15 protein-coding genes are annotated in these 16,823 nt (G+C 70.0%); 8 read left to right on the forward strand and 7 right to left on the reverse strand.

The genetic code is table 11. The features are described 5' to 3' along the window. Positions 1-268: 268 nt before the first annotated feature. The gene (locus tag ACWFR4_RS39785) at positions 269-1,561 is read left to right on the forward strand and encodes a DUF6986 family protein (RefSeq protein ID WP_453469212.1); all 1,293 of its coding nucleotides are present in this window, start codon (positions 269-271) and stop codon (positions 1,559-1,561) included. A 437-nt stretch (positions 1,562-1,998) separates the two neighbouring features. Here ACWFR4_RS39785 and ACWFR4_RS39790 read toward each other — a convergent pair whose 3' ends face one another. Next, complete coding sequence (locus tag ACWFR4_RS39790) at positions 1,999-3,036, reverse strand: LacI family DNA-binding transcriptional regulator (RefSeq protein WP_453469211.1); 1,038 nt, start codon at positions 3,034-3,036, stop codon at positions 1,999-2,001. Positions 3,037-3,196: 160 nt separating this feature from the next. Between ACWFR4_RS39790 and ACWFR4_RS39795 the strand changes: the two genes are divergently transcribed. Continuing rightward, positions 3,197-4,144 carry an ROK family protein gene (locus ACWFR4_RS39795; protein ID WP_453656526.1) on the forward strand — a complete coding sequence of 316 codons (948 nt, stop codon included), beginning with the start codon at positions 3,197-3,199 and terminating at the stop codon, positions 4,142-4,144. Positions 4,145-4,251: 107 nt separating this feature from the next. Here ACWFR4_RS39795 and ACWFR4_RS39800 read toward each other — a convergent pair whose 3' ends face one another. Further along, positions 4,252-6,318, reverse strand: a complete 2,067-nt coding sequence (locus ACWFR4_RS39800) for an NPCBM/NEW2 domain-containing protein (RefSeq protein WP_453656527.1) — start codon at positions 6,316-6,318, stop codon at positions 4,252-4,254. Positions 6,319-6,585: 267 nt separating this feature from the next. Between ACWFR4_RS39800 and ACWFR4_RS39805 the strand changes: the two genes are divergently transcribed. From ACWFR4_RS39805 to ACWFR4_RS39815, 3 genes are read left to right on the forward strand one after another with little or no spacing between them, the layout of a single operon-like run. After that, entirely contained in the window at positions 6,586-7,854 is a 1,269-nt protein-coding gene (locus ACWFR4_RS39805) for an ABC transporter substrate-binding protein (RefSeq protein ID WP_266567458.1), read from the forward strand. 11 nt (positions 7,855-7,865) lie between these two features. Then, on the forward strand, positions 7,866-8,789 hold the full coding sequence (locus ACWFR4_RS39810) for a carbohydrate ABC transporter permease (protein ID WP_453467314.1): 924 nt from the start codon (positions 7,866-7,868) through the stop codon (positions 8,787-8,789). Then, positions 8,786-9,718 carry a carbohydrate ABC transporter permease gene (locus ACWFR4_RS39815; RefSeq protein ID WP_453467312.1) on the forward strand — a complete coding sequence of 311 codons (933 nt, stop codon included), beginning with the start codon at positions 8,786-8,788 and terminating at the stop codon, positions 9,716-9,718. The genes ACWFR4_RS39810 and ACWFR4_RS39815 overlap by 4 nt, the downstream gene beginning before the upstream one ends. Here the strand turns inward: ACWFR4_RS39815 and ACWFR4_RS39820 are convergent. Next, positions 9,715-10,110 carry an STAS domain-containing protein gene (locus ACWFR4_RS39820; protein ID WP_453656528.1) on the reverse strand — a complete coding sequence of 132 codons (396 nt, stop codon included), beginning with the start codon at positions 10,108-10,110 and terminating at the stop codon, positions 9,715-9,717. The two genes, ACWFR4_RS39815 and ACWFR4_RS39820, sit on opposite strands and share 4 nt — an antisense overlap. 61 nt (positions 10,111-10,171) lie before the next feature. Then, a complete protein-coding gene (locus ACWFR4_RS39825; RefSeq protein WP_453467308.1) occupies positions 10,172-10,402 on the reverse strand; it encodes a hypothetical protein in 231 nt (76 codons plus the stop codon). 148 nt (positions 10,403-10,550) lie between these two features. Here ACWFR4_RS39825 and ACWFR4_RS39830 point away from each other — a divergent pair, with 148 nt between their 5' ends. Further along, positions 10,551-11,591: an NUDIX hydrolase gene (locus ACWFR4_RS39830; RefSeq protein ID WP_453467306.1), complete on the forward strand. Its 1,041-nt coding sequence runs from the start codon at positions 10,551-10,553 to the stop codon at positions 11,589-11,591. Positions 11,592-11,606: 15 nt separating this feature from the next. Here the strand turns inward: ACWFR4_RS39830 and ACWFR4_RS39835 are convergent, their stop codons facing one another. Then, entirely contained in the window at positions 11,607-12,344 is a 738-nt protein-coding gene (locus ACWFR4_RS39835; protein WP_453467304.1) for an MBL fold metallo-hydrolase, read from the reverse strand. A gap of 96 nt (positions 12,345-12,440) precedes the next feature. Beyond that, positions 12,441-13,799, reverse strand: coding sequence for a M20/M25/M40 family metallo-hydrolase (locus ACWFR4_RS39840; RefSeq protein WP_453467301.1), 1,359 nt, complete (start codon positions 13,797-13,799; stop codon positions 12,441-12,443). A 211-nt stretch (positions 13,800-14,010) separates the two neighbouring features. Between ACWFR4_RS39840 and ACWFR4_RS39845 the strand changes: the two genes are divergently transcribed. Next, positions 14,011-15,318, forward strand: a complete 1,308-nt coding sequence (locus tag ACWFR4_RS39845) for a geranylgeranyl reductase family protein (RefSeq protein ID WP_453467299.1) — start codon at positions 14,011-14,013, stop codon at positions 15,316-15,318. Here the strand turns inward: ACWFR4_RS39845 and ACWFR4_RS39850 are convergent. Next, on the reverse strand, positions 15,302-15,784 hold the full coding sequence (locus tag ACWFR4_RS39850; protein WP_453656529.1) for a nitroreductase family deazaflavin-dependent oxidoreductase: 483 nt from the start codon (positions 15,782-15,784) through the stop codon (positions 15,302-15,304). The two genes, ACWFR4_RS39845 and ACWFR4_RS39850, sit on opposite strands and share 17 nt — an antisense overlap. Positions 15,785-16,048: 264 nt before the next feature. Between ACWFR4_RS39850 and ACWFR4_RS39855 the strand changes: the two genes are divergently transcribed. Next, positions 16,049-16,783 carry a TetR/AcrR family transcriptional regulator gene (locus tag ACWFR4_RS39855; protein WP_453467294.1) on the forward strand — a complete coding sequence of 245 codons (735 nt, stop codon included), beginning with the start codon at positions 16,049-16,051 and terminating at the stop codon, positions 16,781-16,783. Positions 16,784-16,823: the final 40 nt, after the last annotated feature.

Below are 16,823 nucleotides of genomic sequence, written 5' to 3' on the forward strand. Positions count from 1 at the left end.
CCCCGATCTTCGACCTCGTCGACTACGGCGTCGTCGGCGACCTCTTCGACGTCGTCCCCCAGCTCACCGAGGAAGTCAACACCCGCAAGGGCTGAGCTTCTCCGGGCCGGTAACGGCAACGGGGCCGCGTGGTGATCTTCACCGCGCGGCCCCGTTCGCGTTCGGGGGACCATTGACGCAGGTGGCGAGCGCAGATAACTTCGCTATACGGATTATTGATTCCGTGAAGCGGAAACTCTGGAACGTCGAGAGTGTGGAGGGTGCAGGAATGGGTCAGCAAGAGAAGGTGGCAACGAGCCTCGCCGGAGCGGTCAGCGAGGGCATCAGCGCTTCCCTCGCCCCGGTGGACGCGGAGCTGGAGCGCCGCTACCCCGGAGACCCCGGCACCCGGCAGCCCGTCCACACCGTGTACATCCCGGGTGAGCAGTTCGACGCCGACAGCATCCGTACGTGGGGCGACAAGGCCCTGGCGATGCTCGACGAACACGCCCCGGACGCCGCCTCCTTCGCCGCCGTCCTCGGCCTGGGCGACGACCTCGCCGAGGCCGTCCACTCGCGCGTACGCGCCAAGCTGGTGCGCGAGCCGGTCGAGGACCTGCGCATCGACTTCGAGGACGGCTACAAGGGCGCCGACGAGGACCAGGACGCCGCCCGCGCCGCCCGTCTCGTCGCCGAGGCGTACAAGAACGGCACCGCCGCCCCGTACATGGGCATCCGCATGAAGTGCATGGAGGCGCCGGTACGCGACCGTGGCATCCGCACCCTCGACATCTTCCTGTCCGGCCTCATGGAGGCGGGCGGCCTTCCCGACGGGCTCGTGCTCACGCTCCCCAAGGTGACGTACCCGGAGCAGGTCACCGCCATGGTCCGGCTCCTGGAGGCGTTCGAGAAGGCCCACGGCCTCGAGGCGGGGCGCCTCGGCTTCGAGATCCAGATCGAGACCAGCCAGTCCATCCTCGCCGCCGACGGCACCGCCGCCGTCGCCCGCATGATCGACGCCGCGGAGGGCCGCGCGACCGGACTGCACTACGGCACCTTCGACTACAGCGCCTGCCTCGGCGTCAGCGCCGCCTACCAGGCCAGCGACCACCCGGCCGCCGACTACGCGAAGGCCGTCATGCAGGTGGCCGCCGCCGGCACAGGCGTCCGCGTCTCGGACGGTTCCACCAACGTCCTGCCCGTCGGTACGACCGCGAAGGTCCACGACGCCTGGCGCCTGCACTACGGCCTCACCCGCCGCGCCCTGGCCCGCGCCTACTACCAGGGCTGGGACATGCACCCGGGCCACATCCCGACCCGCTACGCCGCGGTCTTCGCCTTCTACCGCGAGGGCTTCGAGTCGGCCGCCGCGCGCCTGGCCGCCTACGCCGGTCACCACGAGGGCGGCGACGTGGCGGACGAGCCCGCCACCGCCAAGGCGCTCGCCGGGTATCTGCTGCGCGGCCTGGACTGCGGCGCCCTCGACACGGGCGAGGTCACCCGGATCACCGGCCTCACTCTGGCCCGCCTCCAGGGCTTCGCGGGCCCGCGCCGCGGCGACCTGACCGCGCAGGAGCGCTGACCGTCCCGGTCCTGTCACGCACCTCCGGTCCTGTCACCGCTGCCCCGCAGTCTGTACACCAGTCATCTGCCCGGGACTGAGTCCCGGGCTTGCTGCTCAGGTCGTCGATGGCCGCGACGAGGCCCGGCTGCGTCCAGCGCTCACCTGTTGTGTGTCGCCGGTCAGGCGATGAGGGTGAGGGCAGGGGCCGTTGACCGGGCCTCGCAGACCCACACGCACCAGCCGAGGTGGCTGAGCCGAGCTGATTGAACGACCAGGAGTGCAGCGTGGTGCGCTGGGGCTTCCTCAGCGCACCCGCGCCCAGGTCTTCCAGGGCGATACCGCGACCGGTGCGTTGGGCCTCCGCCACGATGCGCTTGCTGATCTTGTGATTGATGTCGCGGGCCCGCCGGGCCTCCTTGCCCGACCGTCCGCCGAGCCGTCCGATGGCTCAACTGTCAGTCGGCCGGGGGGAGTTCACCCGAGCCGCGGGTGATCAGCCGGGTCGGCAGCTCGATCCGCTCCGGCACCAGCGACACCCCGTCGAGCTGCCGGAACAGCCGCTCGGCGGCCGTGCGTCCCAGCTGCGCGGCGTCCTGCGCGACGACCGTCACGCCGGGGCGCAGCAGATCGCCCAGTTCGATGTCGTCGAAGCCGACCAGCGCCACGGGGCGGTCCACCTCGGACAGGACCCGTACGACGGTCACCGTCACACGGTTGTTGCCCGCGAAGATCGCCGTGACCGGATCGGGGCCCGCGAGCATCTCCCCCGCGGCGCGCCGCACCCGCTCCGGATCGGTCACGCCGAGCGACATCCACGCGTCCTCGACGGCTATCCCGGCGTCCTCCATCGCGGTCCGGTAGCCGCGCAGACGCTCGGCGGCGGTGTGGATGCGCGGCTGGTCACCGATGAAGCCGATACGGCGATGGCCGTGCGCGATCAGATGCGCGACGCCGTCGCGCGCGCCCCCGAAGCTGTCGGACAGAACCACGTCCGCGTCGATCTTCCCGGCGGGACGGTCGACGAACACGGTCGCGACACCGGCGGCGATCTCGGGCTCCAGGTAACGGTGGTCGTCGCCGGCCGGGATCACCACGAGCCCGTCCACCCGGCGGGCGCAGAGCGCGAGGACGAGCTCCTGCTCGCGCTCCGGGTCCTCGGCGCTCGACCCGTTGATGAGCAGCGCGCCATGGGCGCGGGCGACCTCCTCGACGGCGCGGCTCAGCGGCCCGTAGAAGGGGTCGGCCAGATCCTCGAGCACCAGGCCGATGCTCGCCGTCCTGCCCTTGCGCAGGACGCGCGCGCTGTCGTTGCGGCGGAAGCCCAGGGCCTCGATGGCCTCCTGGACGCGGCGTTCGGTGTCGGGGGTGACCCCCGGTTCGCCGTTCACGACGCGGGACACCGTCTTGAGGCCCACTCCGGCGCGCGCCGCGACGTCCTTCATGGTCGGGCGGTTGCCGTAACGGCTGTCGGGGCGGCGGGCGGTGCGGTCCACGGTGGGCTGTCCTGTCCTGTCGTCGCTGCGGTTCCAGGGGGTTCATGATGCTGTATGGGGATGTGGCGTCGAGCATAGGCCCTGGACAACGTTGTCAGATGCGGGAGACACTATCCATCGCATTCTCCGACCTGCCATTTCACCAGGGGACCTCACACTGATGCAGACCGACCTCGTCGCCGCGCTCGACATCGGCGGCACCAAGATCGCCGGGGCCCTGGTGGACGACCACGGCCGCATCCTGCTGCGCGCGCAGCGGCCGACTCCGGCCAAGGAGGACGGGGACACGGTGATGCGGGCCGTCGAGGACGTGCTGCGCGAGCTCACCGCCGCGCCGCTGTGGGTGAGGGCGCGGGCCGTGGGCATCGGGAGCGCGGGTCCGGTGGACGCGTCCACGGGCACGGTGAGCCCGGTCAACGTGCCGGGCTGGCGCGACTTCCCGCTCGTGGACCGGGTCCACGCGGTCACCGGGGGCCTGCCGGTCGAACTGGTCGGGGACGGCGTCGCGATGACGGCGGCCGAGCACTGGCAGGGCGCTGCGCAAGGCCATGACAACGCGCTGTGCATGGTCGTCTCCACCGGCGTCGGCGGCGGCCTGATCCTCGGCGGCAAGCTGCACCCGGGGCCCACGGGCAACGCGGGCCACATCGGCCACATCAGCGTGGATCTGGACGGGGACCCGTGCCCGTGCGGGGCGCGCGGCTGCGTCGAGCGGATCGCGAGCGGGCCGAACATCGCGCGCCGCGCGCTGGACGGCGGCTGGCGCCCCGGCGCGGACGGCGACGTGTCGGCCGCGGCGGTGGCCGCGGCCGCGCGCGAGGGCGACAAGGTGGCCATCGCCTCCTTCGAACGTGCCGCCCAGGCGCTCGCGGCGGGCATCGCCGCGACGGCCACGCTCGTGGAGATCGACATCGCGGTGATCGGCGGGGGAGTGGCGAAGGCGGGAGAGGTCCTCTTCGCGCCGTTGCGCCGCTCGCTGCGCGACTACGCGACGCTGTCGTTCGTGCAGCGCCTCACGGTGGCACCGGCCCGCATGGGCACGGACGCGGGCCTCGTCGGCGCGGCAGCGGCGGCGCTCACACGCGACCGGGACGTGTCGGCGCTCTGAGACGCGGGTCATTACGTCTGTACGTCGTCTGTGCGCCTTCACGTCGTTCCAGGGCGGGCCGGAGCCGGGGCAGGACATGTGGCCCGCCCCGGCTCACGGGTGACGCACTAGCAGGACAGCGTCGCGTCCCCCCAGTCCGCATGGTCGGAGTCCACGCCGTCGCCTGCGTCGGTCACCACGAGGCGTACCGCCTGTGCCCCGCTCACGTCGGCCGACAGCGGCTCGGCCGCGTCCGCGTTGGTGAGGGTGCCGGTCGATGCCACCTTCTTGCCGTCGGCCCAGATCTCGAACGTCACGGTGCCCTTCGTGCCCTTCTCGTCGTCGACGCCCACACTCGCGCTGACGCGTTCGCACGAGCCGCCCGTGTAGTACTCGACGGCACTGTCCGCGTGCACGCCGAGTCCCTTCTGGTGGACGACGCCGCCGATGGTGATCGGATGCCCGTCGCCCGCGTCGCTCTCCCCGTTGCTGGTGTTGCGCTCGACGGGCCCGTACCCGTTCGTCGTGGACAGCCACGGCAGATCGCCGAGTGACGACTCCCCGGCCGGTGGTGCGACCACCACGTGCGCGGTCAGCGGCAGCACGCTCTGGGCGCGCGCACCGCCCGGCGAGCGGTATGTGGCCTTGAGGGACAGGTCGTACGCCCCCGTCGCGGTCCCCGCCGGCGCGGTCACGGTCCATGACGTGGTGAGCGCCTTGCCCGTCGGTACGGATCCGGCGCCGGTCGGCGAGACCGGCCTGACGCTCCACCCGGAGGGCCCGCTCAGCGCGACGGACACCTGGCGTGCGGGCGTGCGGCCCAGATCGGTGACGGACGTCGTGAGCCGGGCTGCCTTGCCGGCCTCGACGAACGGCGCGCCGCCCAGGCCGAGTTCGACGGCGGGCGGGTTCGCGGCCCACTTGCCGTCGGCGGCTACCCGTACCAGTACGGTCCCGTGCGCCGGAACGGTCGCCGAGATGGCCCCGGCCGTGTTGTAGCTCTTGTGCTGCCACAGATCGCGCAGTGTGTAGGCGCTCGCGTGCGGCAGTCCGACCGCGTCGGCCGACGTGGCGATCCGCTGTGCGTTGCCCGACTCGTTGAAGAGGGCGACGACGCGGCTGCCGTCCTTCATCTCCTTGGCGACGACCCAGCGCCCGCCCTCGGAGGAGAGCACCGTGCCCTGCTTGCCCAGCGGGTCCTGGTCGACCGCGATGACTTCGCGGTTGCTGAGGATGTCGAGGGTCTCGGCGGAGGCCTTGCGCAGATCGGTGCCGATGAGCAGCGGTGAGGCCATGATCGACCACATCGAGAAGTGCGTGCGGTACTCGGTCGCGGTCATGCCGCCGTTGCCGACCTCGAGCATGTCGGGGTCGTTCCAGTGCCCGGGCCCCGCGTACTGCGCGAGTGGCAGGTTCTGCTTCATCAGGGAGAGCATCGAGCCCCAGCTGTCACTGATGTCACCGGTGGTGCGCCACAGATGGCCGACATCGGCCGCCCACTCCCACGGCTTGTTGGAACCCCATTCGCAGAGGCTGTAGACGATGGGCCGTCCCGTGGCCTTCAGGGCGTCACGCATCGTGCGGTAGCGCTGCTTGGCGTCGACGCCCTGGTTGTTGCAGTTGTCGTACTTGAGGTAGTCGACACCCCAGTCGGCGAACTGCTGGGCGTCGCTGTACTCGTGACCGAGGCCGCCGGGGAAGCCGATGTCGCTGCACGTCTTGGTGCCCGCGCTCGTGTAGATGCCGAGTTTGAGTCCCTTGGAGTGGACGTAGTCGGCGACGGCCTTGATTCCGTTGGGGAAGCGCGCGGGGTCCGGCACGAGTTTGCCGTTCGCGTCGCGCTGGGGCAGGGCCCAGCAGTCGTCGAGGTTGACGTACTGATAGCCCGCGGCCTTGAGGCCCTTGTCCACGAAGATGTCGGCGATGCCCTCGACCATCGCCTCGTTGAACTCGGCGCGGCAGTGCGTGGAGTTCCAGTTGTTGAAGCCCATGGGAGGGGTCGGCGCGAGCCCGTCGTCGAGCGTGGGCGAAGCTTCCTGAGCGCTTGCGCCCTGCGAGCCGGACACGCCGGATTTCGGCGGGTCGGCGACCGCGGCCGGTGCCGTGACGCCCGCGGCACACAGCAGCCCGGTGGCCAGCGCTCCGACGACTCTTCGGCGGGTGGTGCGAGAGGTGCGGGTGGGAAGGTGACGCATTGTTACGTTCCTCCGTACTCGCGAAAGGTGGGATGACGTCATGTTCGCGTCAGTGGCGCGCGTTTACGGTAGGCCGTGTTGGACTCTGTTGGAAGAGATGCGGTAACGGTTGCCCGATGTCCCGTCAGAACCCTTGACGATCTCGGGAGTTGAGAGTGGGATCCAACCCTCGCGTTCGGTTGTGTTGGGTTGCGGCCCCAGGAGGGGGACATGGCACAGTCATCGTTCTACGGTTCTGGCGCGCCCGGGAGCGCGACAGGACATCGGATGTCCCGTCGGGGTCTCCTGCGGGGCGCGGCGGTGGGCGCAGGTGCGCTCACGCTTCCGGCACTGCTCACGGCGTGCGGGGACGGCCCGGGTGGCGACAAGAAGACCGTCACCGTGGGGTCCAACTCCTCGGACGCGGTGCCGAAGAAGGCGTTCGCGGCGGCCTTCACGGCGTACGAGAAGAAGTCCGGCAAGAAGGTCGACGTCAACACCACGGATCACAACGAGTTCCAGACGAACATCACGCGCTATCTCCAGGGCACGCCGGACGACGTCTTCATGTGGTTCGCCGGCTACCGCATGCAGTACTTCGCCGAGAAGGGCCTCCTGACGGACGTCGACGACGTCTGGAAGGGCTTCAAGGGCTTCTCACAGGCGCTCAAGGACCAGTCCACGCACGACGGCAAGCAGTACTTCGTGCCGTACTACTACTATCCGTGGGCCGTATTCCACCGGAAGAGCCTCTTCGAGAAGCAGGGCTACGAACAGCCCAAGAACTGGGACGACTTCATCGCCCTGGCGAAGCAGATGCACAAGGACGGCACCCCGGTCGCGTTCTGCGACAAGGACGGCTGGCCCGCGATGGGCACCTTCGACTACATCAACATGCGCCTGAACGGATACGACTTCCACAAGGGCCTCATGGCGGGTACGGAAGCCTGGACCGACACCAAGGTCAAGAAGGTGTTCGACCTCTGGCGCGAACTCATGCCGTACTACCAGAAAGGCGCCCTCGGCCGGACCTGGGAGGAAGCCGCTCAGGGCCTGCAGAAGCGCCAGACCGGCATGGCCGTCTTCGGAATGCCGCACCCGGGCCAGCAGTTCCCGGAGAACGAACGCGCGGACATCGACTTCTTCGCGTTCCCGGAGATCGACCCCCAGTACGGGCAGGACGCGGTGGAGGCCCCCATCGACGGCTTCCTGATCGCGAAGAAGGCCAAGAACGTCGAAGCGGGCAAGGCGCTCCTCAAATACCTCGGCACTCCCGGGGCCGAGGACATCTACCTCGCCGGTGACCCGAACAACGTCGCCGTGAACGACGGTGCCGACACGTCCAAGTACACCCCGCTGCAGAAGAAGTCGGCCGAACTCGTCTCCGGTGCCAAGCAGATATCACAGTTCATGGACCGCGACACCCGGCCCGACTTCGCACAGACCGTGATGATCAAGGCACTTCAGGACTTCATCGGAAATCCGAACGACATCGACGGCCTCGTCAACCGGATCGAGCGGCAGAAGAAGGAAATCTTCTCGTCCGCGGTCAGCTGAGTAGTGGGGGAATGCGTTCCGTGGCGCTGAAGACCGCGCGGCGCGGAGGGCGGCGGAGGTCACGGCGTTTCACACGCCGTGACCTCGCCGTTCTCGTCGTGCTCCTGGGAATACCCGTACTGCTCGACATCGTCATCATCTGGGGTCCCACGCTCGCCTCCATCGGCCTGTCCTTCACGTCGTGGGACGGCATCGGTGACGTCCACTGGGTCGGTGGAGAGAACTACCGGAACCTCGTCGACAACTATCCGCCGTTCTGGCCGGCCGTGCGCCACAACCTCCTGTGGCTCGCCTTTCTCGGCCTGATCGCCACGCCCTTCGGCCTCTTGCTCGCCGTGCTCATCGACCGGGGTGTGCGCTTCAGCCGCTTCTACCAGTCGACGCTCTATATGCCGGTCGTGCTCTCACTGGCCGTCGTCGGATTCATGGCGCAGCTGATCCTCGGCACCGACCAGGGCGTCGTCAACACCGTTCTCAACAACCACGAGAACCCGATCGACTGGCTGGGCGACTCCGACATCAACATCTGGATGATGATGCTGGCCGCGAGCTGGCGGCACACCGGATACGTGATGATCCTCTATCTCGCCGGCCTCAAATCCGTCGACCCGACACTGAAAGAAGCCGCGGCGATCGACGGCGCGAACGCCCGCCAGACCTTTTTCCGCGTCGTCTTCCCGACACTTCGCCCCGTCAATGTCATCGTCGGCGTCATCACCGTCATCGAGTCGCTGCGTGCCTTCGACATCGTCTACGCCGTGAACAAGGGGCGCAACGGCCTGGAGCTGCTGTCCGTCCTCATCACGGACAACGTCATCGGCGAGGCCAGCCGCATCGGCTTCGGCTCGGCCATCGCGGTCGTCCTCCTCACGGTCTCCCTGGGATTCATCGTGACGTTCCTGGTCCAAGAGCTGCGAGGTGCGCGCGACCGATGACCGCCGACATCCGTACGACGTCCCCTGCCGCCCGGGGCCGCTCCCTGGCGGGCGGCGACCGGCGCGGTGAACACCCTCGCCGGCGCGGCCGGTTCGGGGTGCACATCTTCCTCATGGCCGTCTCCCTGGCGTTCCTCGCGCCGCTCCTGCTCGCGGTCTACGCCTCTTTGCGGCCCTACGAGGAGACGGCGCAGCACGGCTACTTCTCGCTGCCCGAACACCTGTCGTTCGACTATTACCGCGAGGCCCTCAGCGACTCGGGGATGGGCGAGTACTTCAAGAACACCCTGATGATCGCGGTGCCGGCCGTCCTGATCACGCTCTTTCTCGCCTCGTTCGTCGCCTTCGCGGTGTCGCGTATCAAGGTGCGCGGCGGAATCGTGCTCCTGATGTTCTTCACGGCGGGAAACCTGCTGCCACCCCAGGTTCTCGTCACCCCGCTGTACGTCCTCTTCCTGAAGATTCCGCTGCCCTGGTGGATGTCGGACTCACTGACGATGTACGACTCGTACTGGGCCGTGATCATCGTCAACATCGGATTCCAGCTGGGATTCTGCGTATTCGTCCTGGCCAACTTCATGCGGACGCTTCCCCAGGAGATCCTCGAGGCGGCGATCGTCGACGGCGCGGGGCTGTGGACGCAGTTCTGGCGTATCACGCTGCCACTGTGCCGCCCGGCACTCGCAGCGCTCGGCACGCTCGAATTCACCTGGATCTACAACGACTTCCTCTGGGCCCTGATCTTCATCTCCAACCCCGACAAACTCCCGATCACCTCGTCCCTCAACAACCTCCGCGGTCAATTCTTCACGGACTACAACCTGCTGGCCGCCGGTTCGGTCCTCGTGGCCCTCCCCACGATCCTGGTGTTCCTGCTCCTGCAGAGACACTTCATCGCGGGACTCACGCTGGGGTCGAGCAAGGGCTAGCCGGGCCGGCCGCTCTGGTTCTGCCGTGCCGCCGCCTCGACGGTCGGAGCCGGGGCGAAAACCGGAAGCAGGCCCGTCACCTCCAGCAGGCGCAGGATCAGGGGCTGGTCGCAGACCAGCCTGAGGCGGCCGCCGCGGGACTCGACGCGGCGGCGGGCGCGCATGAGGAGGGTCAGGCCCGAGCAGTCGAGGAACGTGGTGTGGGTCAGATCGATCACCACGGTGGCGGCCGGGCCCGCCGCCACCGTCTCGAGCAGGGCGACGGAGCCCTGGAGCGTCACGATGTCGACGTCGCCGCGCAGTTCGACGACGACGCAGTCACCGGTCTCATAGACCACCGGAGGCGCCGGGGGCGTGTCCGTGCCGCCGCGGCGATCTTCACCCTGTCGCATGGATCCCCTCGGCCGCGCGGGCACACCGCATGGGGGGAGCGCTCCCGTACACCGTCCGGAGTCAGCTCTGGGAGTGCGGCCGGCGGGCGGCCTGGCGCAGGGTCTTCTCCACGTCGTGCCGGTTCAGGCCCTGTTCCTGCGCGTACGCCGTGACCGCGGCCTCGACCTTGGCCGCCGCCTCGAACCAGGCATCCCGCTGCGCCTGGCGCTCCCCGTCATCGAGGTGCTCCAGGGTGCGGCCCTTGTCGTCGGCGTCGTGCTGCATGCGAATCAACTCTTCGGGAAGGTCCACGGAGCGGATCCTAAGCGGCCCTCGCGGCTCGTTCGCGGACCTCGGTGACGTGCGCGAGGCGTACGCGAGGCGCGCCCCCATCAGGTGCTGGTTTCCGCCGCACGCTGTTGCGGGCAAGCCTCAGGGGGCCGACGGAGGAGGGGGAACCGTGATCGTCTGGATCAACGGTGCTTTCGGTGCGGGGAAGTCCACCACCGCACGGGAACTGATCGAGCTGATCCCGAACAGCACGCTCTTCGACCCCGACGTGATCGGCGGGGACCTGGCGCAGCTGCTGCCCGCCAAGCAACTGGCCGAGGTGACCGACATCCAGGACCTGCGGATCTGGCGGCGGCTCGTCGTCGACACGGCGGCCGCGCTGTTCGCCGAGGTGGGCGGCGTTCTCGTCGTCCCGGCGACCCTGCTCAGGCAGGAGTACCGCGACGAGATCTTCGGCGGTCTCGCCGCCCGCAGGATCCCCGTACGCCATGTGCTCCTCGCCCCGGCCGAAACGATCCTGCGCGAGCGAATGGCCCGCCGCGAGATACCGCCCGAGACACCCGACGGCGAGATACGCGTCCGGCAGTGGTCCTACGGCCACATCGAGGCCTACCGCACGGCGCTGGCCACCTGGCTCACCACCGACGCCCACCCCGTCGACACCACCGCACTGAGTGCGTACGAAGCGGCCGTCCGCATCGCCGAGGCCGTGCGCACCGGCGCCGTCGAGTTCTGCGACATCGTGCAGACACCCGAGCCCAGCGGGGAGACCGTCGCCGCGGGCGTACTGCTCTTCGACGAGGACGACCGCGTCCTGCTCGTCGACCCCACGTACAAGGCCGGCTGGGAGTTCCCCGGCGGCGTCGTGGAACCCGGAGAGGCCCCCGCCAGGGCCGGAGTACGGGAGGTCGCCGAGGAGACCGGGATCCAGCTCCCCGAGCTGCCCGGCCTGCTCGTCGTCGACTGGGAGGCGCCCGCACCACCCGCGTACGGCGGCCTGCGGCTGCTCTTCGACGGCGGGCGTCTCGACGGCGCCGGGGCCCGCCGCATCATCCTTCCGGGCCCGGAGCTGCGCGGCTGGCGGTTCGTCACCGAGGAGGAGGCCGCCGGACTCCTGCCTCCCGTGCGGTACGAGCGCCTGCGCTGGGCGCTGCGGGCACGGGAGCGCGGCGCCGCCCTCTATCTGGAGGCCGGAGTGCCGGTGGGCTGACGCCGTACGGGGTGACTACGCGGCGTCCAGGCGCGCGGCCACCGCGCGCAGGACCGCCGCCGACCCGCTCGTCACGGGGTCACCGTGCCCGAAGCACGCCACGCCGGAGTCGAGCGAGGCCAGGGTGCGGAAGGACTCGATGGACCGGCGGCGGTCGAGGTTCAACACGCCCAGCATGACCTGCCCGTCCAGCGGGGACGCGGCCACGGCGTCACCCGTGAACAGCACACCGTGATGGGGCAGATGGAGCGCGATGCTGCCGTCCGTGTGCCCGGGCACCGCTACGACGCGGGCGCCGCCGCCGAAGTCGAGCACGTCGCCGCCCGCCAGCTCCCGTACCTCACGCGGCAGTACAGGGTCCGCCGGCGGGGGTGGGAGCAGCTTCAGCGCCTCGGCGTGCAGCGGGCGCTCCCAGTCCTCGAACTCCGGGGCAGGGCCAGGCCGTTCACCGCGTACGAACGGCGCGTCGAGCCGGTGCGCCCACACCACCGCCCCGCTGAGCGCCGCGAACTCGCCCGCGCCGCCCGCGTGGTCCTCGTGGAAATGCGTCAGGACGATCCTGCGCACCTCGCGCGGATGCCTGCCCAGCGCGCGTACGGCGTCGGCGATCGCCGCCCCGGCGCCGGAGGCCCCCGCGTCCACCAGCGTCAACTCGTCCCCGTCGTCCCAGAGATATGCCTGCCCCACCGGGAAGCGCAACAGGTGCAGGCGGGGGACGACCTCGATCACATCGCTGATGCCGTAGACACTCATACGCCGACCGTAGGGACGCGCAGCTGTCCGGGGGACATGGCTACGCCCCGGGCAGAAGAGTTCTGCCCGGGGCGAAGACGACGGCTGCTACGAGTTTCAGATCGCGGCGTACTTCTGAAGGAACAGCGCCTCGGCGACCGAGAGGCGCTCCAGCTCCTGCGGCGACACGCTCTCGTTCACCGCGTGGATCTGCGCCTCGGGCTCGCTCAGGCCGATCAGCAGGATCTCCGCCTGCGGGTACAGCGACGCCAGCGTGTTGCACAGCGGGATCGAACCGCCCTGGCCCGCGTACTGCATCTCCTGACCGTCGTACGCGACGCTCATCGCCTCCGTCATCGCCGCGTACGCCGGGCTGTCGGTGTTCGCGCGGAACGCCTGGCCCTGCCCGATCTGCTCGACCTGGACGCGGGCGCCCCACGGGGTGTGCGACTCGATGTGCGCGACGAGGAGCTTCGTCGCCTCCGCGGCGTCCGTGCCCGGCGGTACCCGCAGGCTGATCAGGGCGCGCGCCCCGGCCTGCACGGACGGCGTCGCGCCGACGACCGGCGGGCAGTCGATACCGAGGACGGTGACGGCGGGGCGGGCCCAGATGCGGTCGGCGACCGTGCCCGAACCGATCAGCTCGACACCGTCGATGACCTTGGCGTCCTTGCGGAACTGACCCTCGTCGTACTGGAGACCGTCCCACGCGGCGTCGGTCGCGAGACCGTCGACCGTCGTCGAGCCGTCCTCCGCGCGCAGCGAGTCGAGGATCCGCACCAGCGCCGCGAGCGCGTCCGGGGCCGCGCCGCCGAACTGCCCCGAGTGCAGGTTGCCCCCGAGCGTGTCGACCCGGACCCGGATGAGTGTCATGCCGCGCAGCGTCGACGTGGCCGTCGGCAGGCCGACCCGGAAGTTGCCGGCGTCACCGATGACGATCGTGTCCGCCTTGAGCAGCTCCGGGTGCTGCTCTGCGTACCGCTCGAGACCGCCCGTGCCCTGCTCCTCGGAACCCTCGGCGATCACCTTCACGTTCACCGGGACACCGCCGTTGGCCTTGAGCGCCCGCACCGCGAGCAGGTGCATCAGGACACCGCCCTTGCAGTCCGCGGCGCCGCGCCCGTACCAGCGGCCGTCCTCGCGCTCCGTCAGCTCGAACGGCGGTGTGACCCACGCCGACTCGTCCAGCGGCGGCTGCACGTCGTAGTGCGCGTACAGGAGAACGGTCGGCGCGCCCTCGGGCCCCGGCAGGAAGCCGTAGACCGACTGCGTCCCGTCCGGGGTGTCGAGCAGCGCGACGTCCTGGAAGCCCTCGGCGCGCAGCGCGTCCGCCACCCAGTTCGCGGCGCCCTCGCTCTCGCTCTTCGGGAACTGGTCGAAGTCCGCCACCGACTTGAACGCCACCAGTTCGGCGAGCTCGGTCCGGGCCCCGGGCATGAGCGAGGCGACGGTCTCGGCGATCGGGTTCGGTGACATGGGAACGCTCCTCGTAGGTGCGACGTTGCACGTGTGTATACGTATGCGGCTTTCGCACGCGTCCGTGCGGGTCCGCCGTCGGCTGGTGTGCGTGAGCGTTTCGTGCACAGGGCATGCAGCGCCGATCCTCCCACAGGGGGTCGGCAGGACACCGCCGTAGGATGCCTGGGAAAGGTGCGGCAGGCGGCTGGATCGGGAGCAGTAGACCATCGTGAGCAGCGAGAACTCGGCGGGCGGCAACGGTACGGGCGAGCATGCGGCGGACGCCGGTGGCGGCGGGCAGGTGTGGGACGTCGTCATTGTGGGCGCCGGTCCCGCGGGCGCCTCCGCCGCCTACGCGGCAGCGGTCGCCGGACGCAGCGTCCTCCTTCTGGAGAAGGCGGAACTGCCCCGGTACAAGACATGCGGCGGCGGCATCATCGGCCCCTCCAGGGACGCGCTGCCCCCAGGGTTCGAGCTGCCGTTCCGGGACCGGATCGACGCGGTGACGTTCTCCCTCGACGGGAAGTTCACCCGCACCCGGCGCTCCCGCCACATGCTTTTCGGCCTGGTGAACCGCGCCGACTTCGACCACCAGCTCGTCGAGCACGCCCAGAAGGCGGGCGCCGAACTGCGCACGGGGACGACGGTCTCGCGGGTCGAGCAGCACGGCTCGGCCGTGCCCGACCGTCGCACGGTCGCCGTGATCCTCCAGGACGGCGAGACGATCCTGGCCCGCGCCGTCGTCGGGGCGGACGGCAGCGCCAGCCGCATAGGGGCTCATGTCGGGGTGAAGCTCGACCAGGTCGACCTCGGCCTCGAGGCGGAGATCCCCGTGCCCGAGACGGTCGCCGAGGACTGGAAGGGCCGCGTCCTCATCGACTGGGGCCCGATGCCCGGGAGTTACGGCTGGGTCTTCCCCAAGGGGGACACCCTGACCGTCGGAGTGATCTCGGCGCGGGGCGAGGGCGCCGCCACGAAGCGGTACTTGGAGGACTTCATCGCCCGGCTCGGCCTCGCCGGCTTCGAACCGTCGGTCTCCTCCGGTCATCTGACGCGCTGCCGCGCCGACGACTCGCCGCTCTCGCGCGGCCGCGTACTCGTCTGTGGTGACGCGGCGGGACTCCTCGAACCGTGGACCCGCGAGGGCATCTCGTTCGCGCTGCGCTCCGGTCGTCTCGCGGGGGAGTGGGCGGTCCGCGTCTCCGAGGCGCACGACGCGGTGGACGCGCGCCGGCAGGCTCTGAACTACGCGTTCGCGGTCAAGGCGGGCCTCGGTGTCGAGATGAGCGTCGGCAAGCGGATGCTGACGGTCTTCGAGCGCAGGCCCGGGGTGCTGCATGCGGCGATCACCGGGTTCCGGCCCGCGTGGAAGGCGTTCGCCCGCATCACCCGCGGTTCGACGACGCTGGGCGAGATCGTCAGGACGTATCCGATGGCGGGTCGCGTCCTGAGCCGTCTGGACCGGCCGGCAGCGGCGGCCGCGTCCTCGGCCGCGCCATCGGTCGACGACGATCCGGAGGCTACTTCTCGACCGTGATGAGGAAGACCGGGTGGTCCGGCGCGGCCGCGGTCAGCTCTTCGTCGGTCGACTTGGCGGTGATGCCCTGGAAGTACTGGTTGACCTCCCAGCCCCACTTCTCCAGGTAGCTGCGCAGGATCGGCAGCTTCTCGCTGTCCGGCACTTCGGTCGCGGTGAACGTACGGACCCTGCGCCCGACGCGCAGCTCGCCGCTCCCGGCGACGCGCATGTTGCGCACCCACTGGGAGTGCCCGCGGGCCGAGACGATGTACTGCGCGTCCCCGTACGTGTGCGGGTTGACCGGGATGCGCTGCATCTGGCCGCTCTTGCGGCCGCGCACGGAGAGCTCGGCGGACCCCATCAGGCTGACGCCGTGCCGTGCGAGCCAGCCGATCACGCCGTTCAGCCGGACGTTGAGGCGGCTGCCCTTCAGGTAGTAGGGGCTGGGGGAGGAGGACGAGCCGGACTGGGCGTTCGCGGTCATGGGGTTCTCCTGGGTGTGGGTGGCGCGATGCGGGCGCCGCCGGAGTCGGTCTCGATCTCGGTTGCGAGAGCACTGCTCTCGCTTGAGATCAGTGTGCACGAGATCGGTGATCCAAAGCAAGAGCAGTGCTCTCTTTTCTGTTCGTCGCCGCCGGGTGTGCCGCTCGCTGCTGAGTGCACTGCTCTCAAATGAGTGCACCGATCCATAACGCGTGCATCGATCCGGAACGTGTGCACTGCTCCGGAAGCGTGGGACACTGCCCGTATGAGCACCGCACGAGGAGCCAGGGCCAGGGCACGGGAAGAAGTCACCGCCGCCATCAAGGACGAGGCCCGCAGACAGCTCGCGGCCGAGGGCGCCGCCAAGCTGTCCCTGCGCGCCGTCGCCCGCGAGCTGGGCATGGTCTCCTCGGCGCTCTACCGCTACTTCCCCAGCCGCGACGACCTCCTGACGGCGCTCATCATCGACGCGTACGACTCCATCGGCGAGGCAGCCGAGCAGGCGGACGCCGCCCTGCTCCAGAAGGCGGCGAAGAGCACCGACACCAAGGCGGGAGCGATCGCGCCGGTGCGCCGCTGGGTCACCGTCAGCGAAGCCGTCCGCGCCTGGGCGCTGGCCCACCCGCACGAGTACGCGCTCATCTTCGGCTCGCCCGTACCCGGATACACCGCGCCGATGACAACCGTCCCGGCCGCGTCGCGCGTCGGGCTGCTGTTCTTCGGCATCGTCCGCGACGCCTATCAGGGCCGCGGGATCGCGGAGCCGCCACTCCCCGAGGAGCTGCGGCCCGAGGCCGAGCGGCTCGGCGCCGACCTGGCCCCCGACCTGCCGCCCGCGGTGGTGGCCGCGCTCGTCGCCGCCTGGGCGCAGCTGTTCGGCCTGATCGGCTTCGAACTGTTCGGCCAGTTCAACCGGGTCGTGGAGGACCGTGCCACCTTCTTCACACACGCCGCGACCCAGCTCGCCCACGGCGTGGGCCTGGTGCTGCCCCGGGAATGACATGCCCCCGGCCCGGGGGTTGAAGTCGCTGCCCCGGGAA

The organism is Streptomyces sp. NPDC055140 (assembly GCF_053607285.1).

Coding starts and splice junctions, on each gene's coding strand:
- ACWFR4_RS39800 (WP_453656527.1), bottom strand. CDS start 6,318: ATGCGTCACCTTCCCACCCGCACCTCTCGCACCACCCGCCGAAGAGTC.
- ACWFR4_RS39805 (WP_266567458.1), top strand. CDS start 6,586: ATGTCCCGTCGGGGTCTCCTGCGGGGCGCGGCGGTGGGCGCAGGTGCG.
- ACWFR4_RS39855 (WP_453467294.1), top strand. CDS start 16,049: ATGAGCACCGCACGAGGAGCCAGGGCCAGGGCACGGGAAGAAGTCACC.
- ACWFR4_RS39810 (WP_453467314.1), top strand. CDS start 7,866: ATGCGTTCCGTGGCGCTGAAGACCGCGCGGCGCGGAGGGCGGCGGAGG.
- ACWFR4_RS39850 (WP_453656529.1), bottom strand. CDS start 15,784: ATGACCGCGAACGCCCAGTCCGGCTCGTCCTCCTCCCCCAGCCCCTAC.
- ACWFR4_RS39795 (WP_453656526.1), top strand. CDS start 3,197: ATGCAGACCGACCTCGTCGCCGCGCTCGACATCGGCGGCACCAAGATC.
- ACWFR4_RS39820 (WP_453656528.1), bottom strand. CDS start 10,110: ATGCGACAGGGTGAAGATCGCCGCGGCGGCACGGACACGCCCCCGGCG.
- ACWFR4_RS39835 (WP_453467304.1), bottom strand. CDS start 12,344: ATGAGTGTCTACGGCATCAGCGATGTGATCGAGGTCGTCCCCCGCCTG.
- ACWFR4_RS39785 (WP_453469212.1), top strand. CDS start 269: ATGGGTCAGCAAGAGAAGGTGGCAACGAGCCTCGCCGGAGCGGTCAGC.
- ACWFR4_RS39840 (WP_453467301.1), bottom strand. CDS start 13,799: ATGTCACCGAACCCGATCGCCGAGACCGTCGCCTCGCTCATGCCCGGG.
- ACWFR4_RS39815 (WP_453467312.1), top strand. CDS start 8,786: ATGACCGCCGACATCCGTACGACGTCCCCTGCCGCCCGGGGCCGCTCC.